A 12,162-nucleotide genomic window follows, 5' to 3' on the forward strand; every position below is an offset into this window, starting at 1 on the left:
CGGAGGCGAAACGATGGGACTGTGGCTGCTCGACGCGGACACCTTGGCGCGCAGCCGTTTCGTGATCTCCCCCTTGACCGAGACGGTCGCCGCCCTGATCGACCTGGAGGAGGCCGTGGCCTCCCATCCGGCGCGGCGGAAGTGGCTGGCGGCCCACCTGCCGGCCTACCGCGAACGGCTGGCCCGGGACCCGGTCGCGGCGGCCGTGGTGCGGGCCGGGTTCCGGTACAGCTGGATCGCCGACTTCCTCATCCCCGCCCCGGTGGGCGACGGCACCCCGCGCATCGACGAGGAACTGCACCGCGTCCGGACCGCCCCGCCCGCGACCGCCCGGGCCGACCTGACGACCACATCGGGCGGCGGCTCCCTCCCCGACGCGCTGCGCCGCGACGACCTCCCCGAACGCTCGGCCGCCCTGCTGGAGTGGGTGTGGACCCGCACGGTGCTGCCGGACTGGGAGCGGCGCCGTCGCGTCCTCGAGGCCGACATCGTCGCCCGCACCCGGCAGCTGAGCGACGGCGGCTGGGCCACCGCCCTCTACGGCCTGCGCCCCCGCACCCGCTGGCTGGGCGAGGGCCGGCTGCGGATCAACGCCCACGACAACCCGCCCCGCGACATCTCCGGCGCGCAACTGCTGCTCGTCCCCGTCACCCCACGCCGCGGCTGGGTGACCTGGGACGAACCCCACCGGTATGCCGTGGTGTACCCCTGCTCGGGCGTGCTGACCGGGGAGGAGGACCGCCCGGCGTCCCAGGCGCTGCGCGCGCTGCTCGGTCCGGGGCGGGCCCGGACCCTCGCCCTCCTGGGCACACCGATGAGCACCACCCAGTTGGTGGCCCTGACCGGGCTGGCACTGGGCTCGGTGGGACGGCACCTGAAGGTGCTGCTGGACGCGGGACTGGTCCGGCGGCGGCGCGCGGGACGGTCGGTGCTGTACTACCGCAGCGAGGCGGGCGACCTGCTGGTCGAGGCGGCCCGGCACGGACGGCCGGGGCCTCCCGCCGCGGCCGCCGCGGAGTGACCCTCCGCGCGGAGCACCCCGTCCGCCGTCCGCCGTCCGCCGCCCGGGCCGGGGCGGGCCGCTCCCCGTCCGACGAGTGCGCCACCCGGACGGGGGAGCCCGTGTCGCCCCGCCGGGCCGGACGTCACTGGCCGTCGGACGGGCGTGGTGCTGTCATGGGTAGGAAGGACGGCGTGGACGGGCCGGCAGGGGCGAGGACGACGACGCGCCGCGCGTGGTCCTCCCGGCCGGTCCGGCCGCGGCCGCCCTGTCGCACAGCGGAGGAGGCCGGTGCCATGCTGTATCGCCGCACGGTGGGTGACGTGATGACCGAGGAGGTCGTCACCTTCCGCCCCGACACGCCGTTGCATGAGGTCGCCGCCCTGCTGGACGTGAACGACATCGTCGCGGCCCCGGTCGTCGACGACGACGGGGCTCCCATCGGCGTCGTGTCCGCGTCCGACGTGCTGCGGCACGAGACCAGCCTGCCCGATCCGCAGGGTCAGGACGGGAACGACGAACGCTCCTGGAGCAAGGCCCGGGCCCGGACCGCGGGCGCGCTCATGAGCAGTCCCGTCTTCACCGCCCGCGCCGACTGGACGATCCCCCGGGCCGTGAGGGAACTGCGCAGGCGGCACGTCAAGCAGCTGCCGGTGATCGGCGACGACGGGCTCCTCACCGGCATCGTCACCCGCAGCGACCTGCTCGACGCCCTCCTCCGCTCCGACGCCGAGATCCGCGACGAGGTCGAGCAGGACGTCCTGGGGCGCATCCTCGGCCTGGACGAGGACACCGTCGCGGTCGAGGTCCGGGACGGTGTCGTCACCGTTCGGGGCCACGTCCCGGAACCGCGCCTCGTGCCGGTGGTCGTGGGCCTCTGCCAGGGCGTCGTCGGTGTCGTCGCCGTGGAAGCCCACCTCACCGCCGCCTCGGCCGGAACACCCGAGCCGTGAAGCGCCGGCTCAAGCGGATCCGGTGCCGCCCGGACCTGGTCGACGGTCGCCTCACCGGCACCGGGCTGGTCACGTACGGCTGACCGGCGTCCAGGCGCTGCACGCCACCGAAAAGTCATGGCAGGGGGCCGGCCCCCGTCGTAGGGTCGGCCGGCATGGCCGGTGGTCGTCACGACAGACGTGTCCTTCCCGAACTCGGAACGGACATCGCGCGACTGACGTCGCGTGCGCTCACAGCCGAGCAGACCGATGAGTACTACGCGCTCATCGACCGGAATCGCGAGCACCTCACCCGGTACGGCGACTACCGGGCGCCGGCCGCGTCGGACCACAGGGCGGCACGCGCCGAGCTGCTCGATGATCCTTACCCGTCCCTCCGCTGCGGCGTCCACCTTCACGGCGCCCTCATCGGCCGCGTCGACCTCGTGGCTGTCGACCCGCCCAAGTACGGCTTCGGGTACTGGCTCGACCACGCGGCGACGGGACACGGGTACGCCACGGCGGCCTGCCGTGCGCTGATCGAGTACGGAGCCACGGTGCTGGGCGCCACCGACGTGTTCGCGGGCGTCACCCACGGGAACGACAGGAGCAGCGCCGTGCTGACTCGGCTGGGCTTCAGGGCCGCCGAGATCTTCGACACCTACACCCGGTACCACCGGGCCCTCGCCGCCTCACCCCGCGCGTACCCCGCCCGACGGTGAAACCGGACCGGACCAGCTGCCGTCGGACGGGCGAGCGGGCCCGATGTCATCCGGTCAACCTCAGCAGCGGGTCCGCCGGCGCGGCGCACCACGCCACGGTGGCTGCCCCGCCTTGATGCGGAACGTCCGTCGCAGGGCCGTCACCTGCGGGACATCCCCACGGCACCCGACAACCGGCCGAACGCCGCGACGACGTCTCCGCCCGCCGCTCTCCCTCAGGCCGCGTCGCCGATGCTGATGTGGAGCGGCTGTTCCAAGGCGGCCGCGACCCTGAGCAGCGTGCGGGTGGAGGGCAGGGTGAGGCTGGTCTCCAGCCGGGCGACGGCAGGCTGTGACATGCCCGCCCGCCGCGCCAGTTCCGCCTGTGACCAGCCACGCTCGGTGCGCCGACGGTGGATGGAACGGCCGATCTCGATCGCCAGGCCGGTCTCGTCGTAGACCTTCCGCGCCTCCGGGCCGAGATCCTCGCCCGCCCCGGAGAGCTCCTTGGCCCGACGGGTCCTCCAGGTGCTGTGCCTCACCATTCCTCCTCCTTCACGACCCTGTCGTAAACCTCATGATCCTCGGCGGGCTGGTGTCCGGCCTCGCATTCCTCCTGCGCCCGCCGCGCCCGCCACACCTCCGCGGCCTCCTGTATCCGCGTCTTGCGGAACACGGTCAGCAGGACGACCCGGCGACCGGGCGCCAGCCAGTACGTGATCCGCTGCTGATCACGGCGGAGCGAGAACCGCAGCTCACGCAGCTTGCCGCCCAGGTGACGCGCATGCGGTTCGCCGAGCGTCTCCGCGTGGTCCGCCAGGACGTCCGCCAGCTTCATCACGCGTAGGTAGTCCTCTGCCGGGAGCGACTCCAGCCACTCCCGCACTTCAATTTCCAGTTCGATCTCGTAGCGGCCAACCATAACAAAAAACGTATAGATCGGTTGCTCCGTTCTTGCGCGAACGGAAGATGATCACCCCGAACGGATGAACAGGTGGACCGCGTGCTCGGTCGAAGCGTTGCCCTGTGAATGATTTTCGGGTCGCCGCGCAGCGGGCCGTGAGGAGCGTCGTGGAGGCTCCACCGCGGTGGGTCCGGCCCTCACCGCGGCTGCGGCGCGGCTGATCCGTGATGGTGCACGTCGCGTGGACGCGGGGCGTGCCGTTGGCGAGGGCGGTGAGGCGGTGGTCGCCGGGCCGCAGTGACCGTGTCGGATGGCTGCGTCCGACGCTGCGGCGCAGTGGCGCCCGAGGTGCGCTCCGGGGGAGGAAGTGCAGGCGGGGCCTGCCGGTGTCGCCTAGGGCCGGGGTGAGGGCGTAATGGAGGATCAGGCGTTCGCGTGCTGCCGGACGGGGCCGAGGTGGAGGTCGAAGGCGAAGGCCGGCGGCTGTCCCGAGGGGGTGGAACCGCTGGTCGTGCGGAGACTGGTGATGCGTACCGGGATGTCGGGACCGGCGTTGACCAGTGCGAAGGCGTCCAGGTCGCCGCGGACGGCCCGATGCCGGAACCGGAGGGCATGCTCTGCCGGCATGAACGGACAACAGTTCCGGCAGCCCGTCGAGACAGCCCGCGATCAGGCGTCCGAACCGGACGACGGTGGGAAGGTCACCCGCCGGGCGACCTCCCCACGCGACGGTGCGTTCGACGACCCGGCGGGGGATGTGCCCAGGCCGGACGGACCCTGCAGGTGGGCACCGCCGTGGACCCCGCAGCTGCCGAACAGGCGGGACAAGTGCCCCTCGGGTTGAGATGATGCGGTGTCACTCCGCCGGGGGGCGGGGGGAGGGAGTGGTTCATGCGTCGGTCGGCTCGTGAGGAGATACCCGCGCAGGGCACGGACCGCGCGCTGAGGCGTGCCCCGGACCGGGCGGAGGGCGCCGGCGCGCGAGCGGATTCCCCTCCGTCCGCCCATCCCTCGGCCCTGTGGGCGTTGCAGCGCAGTGCGGGTAACGCGGCGGTCACCGCGGTGATCCAGCGCATGGAGGGTGCGGCCGGGAAACGGAAAAGGTCCACCTCGCCGGAGGATCAGGAGGCGCCCAAGCAGGCACGGGCGGCGACGTCCTCCGAGGAGGAGTACTCATCTTCTTCGGAGGAGGCGGAGACCTCCTCCGAGGAGGAGCGGGAAGAGCCGTTCTCGGCGCAGGTCATGCTGCAGATCGCGAACGAACAGCGCCGGATGACGGGGCTGCTGGAGCAGATGGACGAACGCGGCGCTCCCGATCACATCAAGAGAGCTGCCGAAGACAAGCTGGAGATCCTCACCCTGCTGCGGAACCTGGCTCCCATGCGGTCGGTGGATACCGTGCACGAGGCCATCAGGCTCCTCGGAATGAGACCGGACAGTACGGCGAAGACCCGGTATCTGGCGAAGCTCGAGGAGCAGCTCGACTACCTCGCGGAGGAGTTTCCGAACGCCGGTCCGCCGACCGCGGAGACCCTGCGAGCCATGTGGCCCGAACTGGTGCCCGCCTTCGGCGGCGCCGGCGGTCAGGTGGGCGAGGACGGTTGTGAGGACCGGGCCCATGCCATCTGTCTGGCGATCGCCCGGCGGTCCCCGGCGATCGCGGCCCACCATCTCTCGAAGCAGTGGGCCCTGCCCGATGGAGGACTGCTGCACGCCGATCACCAGTGGAACCACCATGTCGCCGCCTCCGTGACGACCGCGAACGGCGTTCTGGTCATCGATCCCGTCTTTTCCCGTTCGGAACCGATCGAACTGAGCAGGTGGGCCGCCATGGTCCAGGTGGACCTGGACACCAACGTCCACCAGGTCGCCTGGGGATTCCTCGGGAGGCCGGGGGCGGACAACCTGCCGGACGTCAACAGCGCGGTGGAGTACGTGCCTTAGGTGTCCTGACAAAGGCGTCGGACGTGGCGGTGGGCGATGAGGCAGGCGGTGAGGCCGAGGAAGGCTTCGTGGATGTCGTCCCGTCGTTCCTTGCGGATGCGTGGGCAGCGGAAGCCGTGCAGCCAGGCGATGGCGCGTTCGACGACCCGGCGGAAAAGGCTCGGGCCGGGCGGACCGGAACGTCCACCGGCTGAGGCGCGGCAGCCGAGGCGGGCATCCGCCGGCGTTCGACCATGGGGCCTACGAGCGGCGCGACACCGTCGAGCGGTGCATCGACCGCCCCGAGCGGTGGCGGGGGATCTCCGCGCCACCCGCTACGAGAGGACGGCGACCCTCCACCTGGCCGGCCTCCACGTCGCGGGCATCTCCCTCCAGGCAGCCCGCCGCTCCGAAGCCGCTCCGAACGGGACGGCCTAGTGTTGAGGCCGTGACCTGGAGTGAGGCGGAGTACCTCGACTGTCTGCGGACCGAGCGGCGTGGCTACGCCTGGGCGATGCGGCATCACGGAGGGCTGACACCGGCGGAAGCTGCCGCAGCCGCCTCGGAGCGATACCCGTACGAGCCGGATGACGCGCCGTACCGCGGGCTCATCTTCCACGATGAGGCATGGCACTGGGCGATGCTGGCGATCCACGGCGACCGGTACGTGGTGGAGCACCCCGAACTGGTCGAACCGCCACCCGGGTACCGGGCCCTCGGATGAGCCTCGTGAGGAGAGAGGACGTGAAGGGTGTCGGAAGGGAGGAGGGGTTCGGCCCCACGCCCGTAGCGCCGGTGGAGCCGACGGCAGCCCGTACGCCCAGGCGAAGGACCCTCCTGGCCGGCTCCGCGGGATCGGCCCCGCTCGCAATGGCGGCACACCGTCACCACGCGGGGAAGCGGGCGGACCGTCATCCGTGAAGGCTCCGCGAGCGGTTCGCCGAGGACATCGTGCTCATCCTGGACGGCGCCCCGGTCCCCGCCCGCGACCACACCGTCGCCGGGCGGTCGGAGATCCCCCTCGCGCTCGAGCAGGGACAGGAGCCGCTGCCGGTGGTGATCACGGCTGGGCGGTGGGGCGACCCACCGCGGTCCGAGCCGGTCCTGGAGCGATCCGGGTGCCGGTGTGGACGAATGACGGTGATGAGCGCGCCCACCGACGCTGCTCACGGCTCGTACAGCGGCAGGAAGTGGATGACCGCCTGCTCGTAGGGATGGGCGTCGCGGACAGCCTGCCGGACGGCGCTGGCCTGGTCCGCGTCACAGACCGATTCGATCCGGCACTCCTCGCTGTGCTGGGTGACGCCCACCTCGCCGTCGTACGGCCGCGCGCCCGGCAGTGCCTGCCAGGTGCCCGTCACCTTCCAGATGCTGGAACACCGCGCGTACTCGCCCACCCGCCCCGCACCGGCCGCGTGGAGGGCCTCGAGCACACCCTCCGCATGACTCTCCGGAACAGATATCTCGATCTTCAGACGCGTCGTGCCGGAACCCTGGCCGACGGGCCGTCCGGCCCGGTGTCCATGGCCGGCCCCGGGACGGCGGTTCCGCAGCCAGGGGGCCAGCTGGACGACTCCCCACGCGACCTCGACGGTGAGAAACAGCCACAGTATCCGTGAGGCGCCGCTGACCAGCGCGTATGCCATCCACGCTGAGAACAGGATGCGCGCGATGCCGTCGAAGAATCCGTGGACCGGCAGCGGCTGGACGATGCGCAGCGCGGCCCAGACGACCACCACCGAGCCCATCAGGTTCGCGTACAGGATCTGCCACGGATCGAGTTCGGGCAGAGCGCCCCAGCCGAGCGCCTCGCCCAGTGAGGACAGTACGTCGTGCACCAGCGCGTACGTCCACGGCGTCGCGAATCCCACGGTGACCACGAAGTCGTACGAGGCACTCGCGCGTACGGTGCGGAGATAGGCGGGGTGTGAGGGGGCATCAGGACGGATCATGACGAGGCTCCGGCTGCTTGACTGTTCGGCTGTCAGCGACGCCTCACGCTAAACAGTGGAGTACGGTCCAAGGTCAAGTCATCATCCGAAGGGGGACGGCGGGGATGCGCATCGGAGAGCTGGCCGCGCGGACGGGGGTGACCAGGGACACGATTCGTTTCTACGAGAAGGTCGGTCTCGTCGCAGGCCGGCGTCTGGCCAACGGCTACCGCGACTTCCCGCCCGAGACGGTGGCCTGGCTGCAGTACGTCCGCGCCGCACAGACACTCGGGTTCTCGTTGGCGGAGATCGCGCGGACCGGCGAGGAGTTGCGCGGGATGCCGGACGCGGCGGAAGCGCTGTCCGCGCTGTTCGAGGAGAAGATCAAGCTGGTCGACGCACGCATGTCCGAGCTCGCCGCCCTGCGCGCCGAACTTGCCGAGCGCGTGGGCACCGGATGCCCCTTGCGGGCAGTCGACCTGGAGAAGACCGGCGTCGGGAACATGGCGGGTCCACCGTTGACCCGGGCGCTCGGACCGGTCGACTGAAGCGCTCGGTCACGATTCCTGGTCCGGGACGTGGTGGCACCGGGCCTGCGAGGTGTGGGGGCGTCGTGCCGTGGAGCGGGGCAAGTGATCCTGTGCCCAGGGGGCGGCATCCCGGAACCGGGGCGGGTGAGTTCGGTGCCTGGACCGAGCAGGGCCGTCCGGGAACAGGGATGTGCTGGTCCGTGCTCCGCCGTAGGCATGACACAGGATCCGCTTCCGCACACGGCGGACACCGAACCGAGTGATCAAGCACGACATGCCGTTCGAGGAGCGGCTTCTACCGGCGGCGCAGGGACATGGGCCCGCAACGAGTGGACCAGTCACCGGCCGACGACAGCCGCTCCCCACCGGCCCGCACGACGACAAGCCCGCCGTCTTCGAAAGTGATGCGATCACCGGCAGCCAGGAAGAGCGGGCTCGCCGGCTCGAAGACGTATCCGTCGTCGGTCTCGAGGTCCTTCACCAGCACCAACCGCGAGGTCGGCGTGGCTCCGTCGGCTATCAGGCGCATGCCGGGACGATCCCACACGGCCTGGGCTCATCTCGACCCTGTTCGGCGGCTGACCCGCGGCTTGGGCGTCGAAGATCACGTCAGGGCGTGCCGGAAGTGCTCCAGGTTGACCGACGTGAGTGAACGGGGGCGCTGTTATCGATACGTCGGACCGGCCGAGCTGAAGGCTGCGGTCCGGCGTGGTGACGGCGGGCGCCGGATCAGTTCGTCGGCCGAGTTCCACGGCTGGGTCGTGGAGCAGTCGGCGGCGGAGCTGGCCGAACCGTTCACTTTTGTGGTCGGTACGGATGGTGTGCTTCGCCTGGCGCCGCGGCGGAGCGAGCACGTGGCCTGCGCCGGCGGAGGCATGGTTCTGGGTGCCGGCGAGATCGGTTTCCTGCGCGAGGCGGACCGGTGGACCGTGAGCGAGGTCAGCAACCAGTCCACCGGGTACTGCCCGGACGTCAGCTCCTGGGCGGAGGTAGCCCGCGCCCTGGACGCTGTGGAGCTCGGCCGGCCTTCCGGCTTCACCCACGAGGTGGTGTTCCGGCGGTGCCCCGACTGCCAGGAGCACAACATCGTGCGCGAGGGGGACTTCGTCTGCGTCTTCTGCGGCAGTGATCTGCCCGCGACGTGGAACGTGGACCCCCTCGTGCGACGGCCGGGGGCACAGCCACTCACCGATGGCGGCGAAGAGGACGGTCGCCTCGCACCCGGACAGTGATCCTCCACAACTCGGGATCCGCTGTCGGCACACGGTCCGGGAGTGCGATCGGCGCCTGACACCGCCGGAGAGCAGGCGGCCGCCCTGGCATGCATGACCGCCCGGAGCCGCCGGCGCTCCACGCCGTTGATGTCACTCGCAGACGGCGGACCGGCGTTCCGCTGACACGATGGCCCCATGGACGACCTCGAACACATCCGGGCACGGAGCATGGCCTACTTCCGCGCCCTCGACGAAAACGTCACCGTGCGGTACCACTTCCGCCACGCTGACGAGGAAGGCGGCGTGTGGTACTTCGAGGCCGTCCCCGACGGCGGTGAGCTGGTCGCCGTCAAGCAAGTGGAACTGACTCCGGCCGGTCACCCGCATCGGTACAGCTGGGAGCACCTGGAGGATGAGCACGGCTTCCTGACGGACCAAGCACTCGTCCCGGAAGAGGACCCACTGGAGGCCGTCCCGGTCGAGGAATTCCAGCGGGTGTGGGGAGCCTCCCCCTGAGCGGCGGACACGCTGATACGGGATCTGCCTGATCCGGAGGAAGCGAGGGACCGCCGATGACGATACGGGCCGACCCGGCCCGGGGAGGAGTGGTCGGCACCTGGGCCGCTTCGAAGACATCCGCCAGGTGACGCTCAGCTGCCGCTTCACGAGAAGTGAGCCAGAACCACGATTCAAGCGCCGCCGGCAGGGTCCGGCGGGGACGGTCCAGGACCGGCCGCCCGCCGCTCTTGGCCCTGCCCGACGAGTCGCTCGGCGCACCGGTCATCCGGCCCCGCGTGCGACGATCACCCCGTGGTCACCGACATCGAGGGGCGGAGATGGCACTGGGCCGCAAAGGAGCACGGCGCATGGTCGTCGGCGGTACGACCTATCGCTGGCGGCTGCGCCGCAGGCCGATCTACAGCCAAGCTCTCGGCTGGTCCCCATGCACCTATGCCGTGGAGCACGCGGATCGTCCGGGGACGACCCTCGTCGTCACCACGCACCACGTCCACCCCGGCAACTGGCTCGACGCTCCCGGCGGCTCCGTGCTGCCCTCCGATGTCGCCGGAGCCGTCGTCTCCGCCCTGCGGGCGGGGTGGGACCCCACCCGCAAGGGCTCGCCGTTCCTGCTCGACCGGTCCGCCGGTTTCTCCCGCTTGCTGTGAAGGTGAGGGAGGAGCACCGCACGCATGACAGGAGCGGCTGGGCAGTCCCGCGCACGGCCTGCTCCTGATGCCCGCTTCCCCTCCCGTGAGCTCGTCACACGACCTTGTCGAGCTTCGCCGGTGGTGTCCGACAGGTGTGAAGGTTCGGCAGGGAGAAATACCCGGCGGCGGATCTTCGTTTCCGAAAGGGGGCAGGGTCACCGGCTGAGCAGCGACTTCGCGATCACGATGGAGGACGAGGCGAGAGCGGTCTCGCCGTCGTCGATGTCCCACAGCGAGTTCTGCAGCAGCCGCCCGAGCGTCCAGCCGGTCGCGCGTGCGCGGTCCAGGCCGAGGACCTCGGTGAGCAGGTCGAAGCGGCGCCGCACGACGCGCAGGGCGCCGTTCTTCACGACGACGTCGTCCCACCTGCTGTCCAGGGCCGGCCAGAGGTCGAAGCCGGGGTCCCCGGCGAGCGGCTCGGGATCGATGGCGAGCCACGGCTCACGCTGCGCGGCGAGAACGTTGTCGTAGTGCAGATCCCAGTGCAGCATCCGGTCTCCGGGCTCGCCGGCCAGCTCGGCCACCGCCGACGCCCAGCCGCGCAGGAGCTGCCGGTCCGCCGGGTCAGCCAGAGCCGCGACCGCATGGGGAACCTTTTCCAGCATCTCGGTGACGATGTCACCGAGGCTGCGCAGTCCCTGCGGTGCGGGGACGCGGACCAGCCGGGCCTGAAGCCCGGCGAGGATGCCCATCGCCACGTCGTCGTCCTCGATCGAGGACAGCGTGCGGGCAGCGTCCAGCCGCTCCAGCAGCATGGTGCCGCTTTCGGGATCGTGGTCGAGCAGCCGAACGATCCCGTCGCCGTTCCAGGTGCGCAGTCCGACGAGTGCGGCGGTGGTCTCCTCCCTGGGCATCTGCAGTCGGAGGACCGCGCGCGTGCCGTGCTCGCGCAGCACCGGCAGCACCAGCGAGGCCTCCCCGGCTCCGACCGCGCCGTCCCGTTCCAGTTCCCAGCGGTCCAGGAATTCCGCAGCGAGGGCCGGCAGTCCGGCGATCCAGGCCCGGCCTTCCTCGCCGAAGCCCCTGGCGTACGACACCGCCAGGGACCGGGGGACCTCGACCGCTTCTGACGTGCTCAAATCGCGTGTCCTTCAACGGGAGTCACGTTTCCCGGCGCAACCTACCGGAGCACGGCGGACGGCCGTACCTCCGGCGGCCCTCACCGTTACGAGCTCCCTGGCTGATGCGGTGCTCGCGCTCGCGGACATCACGGCCACCAGGAAGGACCTGGAGGGCTACGGACCAGGAACACCACCTGATCCGTAGTTCTGTGCGCAACGGTCGCGAACGGCCATACCGGCCGGACCGCGGCCCTGCAGGACGCCGCCGAACGGCGTCGGTCGCCGTGGTTGTCGTACTCCGCTGCTGTACGGCAGGATCGAACTGTGTCCCGGTCAGTAGGCGCGCATACCGCCGATCCGTGCCCTCGGTGCTTCATCGAGGCCGTTCGTCCGGGCGAGCCGATGACTCGCAAGGGACGCGATGTGGTCGGCTACCTCTGCGATCGCTGCGGACACACGTGGTCGCGGCCGGTAGAGGACGACTTGGAGGTCTATGACGTCGTCAGGGTGGACCTCCCCGACGCCACGCTCCACGGCGTCGTCTGGCGGGTGGAGACCGATCGGGTCCAGGTACGAGGCGCGGGCGGTGCCTGGCTGCGGTGGGTCGAACGCTGGAGGGTCATCATCTACTGAACGATCACCCGGGTGATCCTGGAAACCGTCGTGGCGGCGATGCCACCGTGGGGACACATCCCACCGCCTCCGCGCTGAGAGCAGCGACAACGGCCCCTGACCTGGACATCCGGTCGAGGGCCGCT

General features: G+C 70.9%; 16 protein-coding genes and 1 pseudogene. 11 read left to right on the forward strand and 6 right to left on the reverse strand.

Annotated features, from left to right (window positions below):
* Nucleotides 1-13 precede the first annotated feature (13 nt).
* The 3 genes from A2U95_RS28480 (at nt 14) to A2U95_RS28490 (ending at nt 2,654) form a co-directional block, all read left to right on the forward strand.
* The gene (locus A2U95_RS28480; RefSeq protein WP_166028241.1) at nt 14-1,021 is read left to right on the forward strand and encodes an ArsR/SmtB family transcription factor; all 1,008 of its coding nucleotides are present in this window, start codon (nt 14-16) and stop codon (nt 1,019-1,021) included.
* Between the two features lie 275 nt (nt 1,022-1,296).
* Nucleotides 1,297-1,953 (forward strand): CBS domain-containing protein, encoded by a 657-nt coding sequence (locus A2U95_RS28485; protein ID WP_166028243.1) that lies wholly within the window; start codon nt 1,297-1,299, stop codon nt 1,951-1,953.
* A 155-nt stretch (nt 1,954-2,108) separates the two neighbouring features.
* Nucleotides 2,109-2,654 (forward strand): GNAT family N-acetyltransferase, encoded by a 546-nt coding sequence (locus A2U95_RS28490; RefSeq protein ID WP_166028245.1) that lies wholly within the window; start codon nt 2,109-2,111, stop codon nt 2,652-2,654.
* Nucleotides 2,655-2,869: 215 nt separating this feature from the next.
* Here A2U95_RS28490 and A2U95_RS28495 read toward each other — a convergent pair whose 3' ends face one another.
* From A2U95_RS28495 to A2U95_RS28505, 3 genes are all read right to left on the reverse strand, one after another.
* The gene (locus tag A2U95_RS28495; protein ID WP_240958273.1) at nt 2,870-3,178 is read right to left on the reverse strand and encodes a helix-turn-helix transcriptional regulator; all 309 of its coding nucleotides are present in this window, start codon (nt 3,176-3,178) and stop codon (nt 2,870-2,872) included.
* Nucleotides 3,172-3,555: a type II toxin-antitoxin system RelE/ParE family toxin gene (locus A2U95_RS28500; protein ID WP_166028247.1), complete on the reverse strand. Its 384-nt coding sequence runs from the start codon at nt 3,553-3,555 to the stop codon at nt 3,172-3,174. Before A2U95_RS28500 ends, A2U95_RS28495 begins: the two co-directional genes overlap by 7 nt.
* A gap of 405 nt (nt 3,556-3,960) precedes the next feature.
* The gene (locus A2U95_RS28505) at nt 3,961-4,164 is read right to left on the reverse strand and encodes a hypothetical protein (protein ID WP_166028249.1); all 204 of its coding nucleotides are present in this window, start codon (nt 4,162-4,164) and stop codon (nt 3,961-3,963) included.
* A gap of 399 nt (nt 4,165-4,563) precedes the next feature.
* On the opposite strand from A2U95_RS28505, the gene A2U95_RS28510 reads away from it, so the two are divergent.
* The 3 genes from A2U95_RS28510 (at nt 4,564) to A2U95_RS28525 (ending at nt 6,184) form a co-directional block, all read left to right on the forward strand.
* On the forward strand, nt 4,564-5,481 hold the full coding sequence (locus tag A2U95_RS28510; protein ID WP_206283096.1) for a protein-glutamine glutaminase family protein: 918 nt from the start codon (nt 4,564-4,566) through the stop codon (nt 5,479-5,481).
* Between the two features lie 23 nt (nt 5,482-5,504).
* On the forward strand, nt 5,505-5,675 hold the full coding sequence (locus A2U95_RS33890; RefSeq protein WP_420857068.1) for a hypothetical protein: 171 nt from the start codon (nt 5,505-5,507) through the stop codon (nt 5,673-5,675).
* Between the two features lie 233 nt (nt 5,676-5,908).
* The gene (locus A2U95_RS28525; RefSeq protein WP_166028252.1) at nt 5,909-6,184 is read left to right on the forward strand and encodes a hypothetical protein; all 276 of its coding nucleotides are present in this window, start codon (nt 5,909-5,911) and stop codon (nt 6,182-6,184) included.
* Between the two features lie 814 nt (nt 6,185-6,998).
* On the opposite strand, the pseudogene A2U95_RS28535 reads toward A2U95_RS28525, so the two are convergent.
* Nucleotides 6,999-7,412: pseudogene (locus A2U95_RS28535) on the reverse strand (hypothetical protein); the annotation flags it as partial.
* Nucleotides 7,413-7,516: 104 nt separating this feature from the next.
* Between A2U95_RS28535 and A2U95_RS28540 the strand changes: the two are divergent.
* Entirely contained in the window at nt 7,517-7,939 is a 423-nt protein-coding gene (locus A2U95_RS28540) for a MerR family transcriptional regulator (protein WP_240958292.1), read from the forward strand.
* 277 nt (nt 7,940-8,216) lie between these two features.
* Here A2U95_RS28540 and A2U95_RS28545 read toward each other — a convergent pair whose 3' ends face one another.
* Nucleotides 8,217-8,450, reverse strand: coding sequence for a hypothetical protein (locus A2U95_RS28545; protein WP_166028254.1), 234 nt, complete (start codon nt 8,448-8,450; stop codon nt 8,217-8,219).
* 115 nt (nt 8,451-8,565) lie between these two features.
* Here A2U95_RS28545 and A2U95_RS28550 point away from each other — a divergent pair, with 115 nt between their 5' ends.
* From A2U95_RS28550 to A2U95_RS28560, 3 genes are all read left to right on the forward strand, one after another.
* Nucleotides 8,566-9,153 carry a hypothetical protein gene (locus A2U95_RS28550; RefSeq protein ID WP_166028256.1) on the forward strand — a complete coding sequence of 196 codons (588 nt, stop codon included), beginning with the start codon at nt 8,566-8,568 and terminating at the stop codon, nt 9,151-9,153.
* A gap of 177 nt (nt 9,154-9,330) precedes the next feature.
* Nucleotides 9,331-9,651: a hypothetical protein gene (locus A2U95_RS28555; protein ID WP_166028259.1), complete on the forward strand. Its 321-nt coding sequence runs from the start codon at nt 9,331-9,333 to the stop codon at nt 9,649-9,651.
* Nucleotides 9,652-9,971: 320 nt separating this feature from the next.
* Nucleotides 9,972-10,301, forward strand: coding sequence for a hypothetical protein (locus A2U95_RS28560; protein ID WP_166028261.1), 330 nt, complete (start codon nt 9,972-9,974; stop codon nt 10,299-10,301).
* A gap of 197 nt (nt 10,302-10,498) precedes the next feature.
* Here the strand turns inward: A2U95_RS28560 and A2U95_RS28565 are convergent, their stop codons facing one another.
* Complete coding sequence (locus A2U95_RS28565) at nt 10,499-11,422, reverse strand: aminoglycoside phosphotransferase family protein (protein ID WP_166028263.1); 924 nt, start codon at nt 11,420-11,422, stop codon at nt 10,499-10,501.
* Between the two features lie 465 nt (nt 11,423-11,887).
* Between A2U95_RS28565 and A2U95_RS33100 the strand changes: the two genes are divergently transcribed.
* Nucleotides 11,888-12,037, forward strand: a complete 150-nt coding sequence (locus A2U95_RS33100; RefSeq protein WP_240958294.1) for a hypothetical protein — start codon at nt 11,888-11,890, stop codon at nt 12,035-12,037.
* Nucleotides 12,038-12,162: the final 125 nt, after the last annotated feature.

The organism is Streptomyces chilikensis (genome assembly GCF_001642695.1).
GTDB classification, from domain to species: domain Bacteria; phylum Actinomycetota; class Actinomycetes; order Streptomycetales; family Streptomycetaceae; genus Streptomyces; species Streptomyces chilikensis.

Bases quoted from the DNA above. Each gene is read 5' to 3' on its own strand.
- A2U95_RS28480 (WP_166028241.1), top strand. From the start codon at position 14: ATGGGACTGTGGCTGCTCGACGCGGACACCTTGGCGCGCAGCCGTTTC.
- A2U95_RS28485 (WP_166028243.1), top strand. From the start codon at position 1,297: ATGCTGTATCGCCGCACGGTGGGTGACGTGATGACCGAGGAGGTCGTC.
- A2U95_RS28490 (WP_166028245.1), top strand. From the start codon at position 2,109: ATGGCCGGTGGTCGTCACGACAGACGTGTCCTTCCCGAACTCGGAACG.
- A2U95_RS28495 (WP_240958273.1), bottom strand. From the start codon at position 3,178: ATGGTGAGGCACAGCACCTGGAGGACCCGTCGGGCCAAGGAGCTCTCC.
- A2U95_RS28500 (WP_166028247.1), bottom strand. From the start codon at position 3,555: ATGGTTGGCCGCTACGAGATCGAACTGGAAATTGAAGTGCGGGAGTGG.
- A2U95_RS28505 (WP_166028249.1), bottom strand. From the start codon at position 4,164: ATGCCGGCAGAGCATGCCCTCCGGTTCCGGCATCGGGCCGTCCGCGGC.
- A2U95_RS28540 (WP_240958292.1), top strand. From the start codon at position 7,517: ATGCGCATCGGAGAGCTGGCCGCGCGGACGGGGGTGACCAGGGACACG.
- A2U95_RS28545 (WP_166028254.1), bottom strand. From the start codon at position 8,450: ATGCGCCTGATAGCCGACGGAGCCACGCCGACCTCGCGGTTGGTGCTG.
- A2U95_RS28555 (WP_166028259.1), top strand. From the start codon at position 9,331: ATGGACGACCTCGAACACATCCGGGCACGGAGCATGGCCTACTTCCGC.
- A2U95_RS28560 (WP_166028261.1), top strand. From the start codon at position 9,972: ATGGCACTGGGCCGCAAAGGAGCACGGCGCATGGTCGTCGGCGGTACG.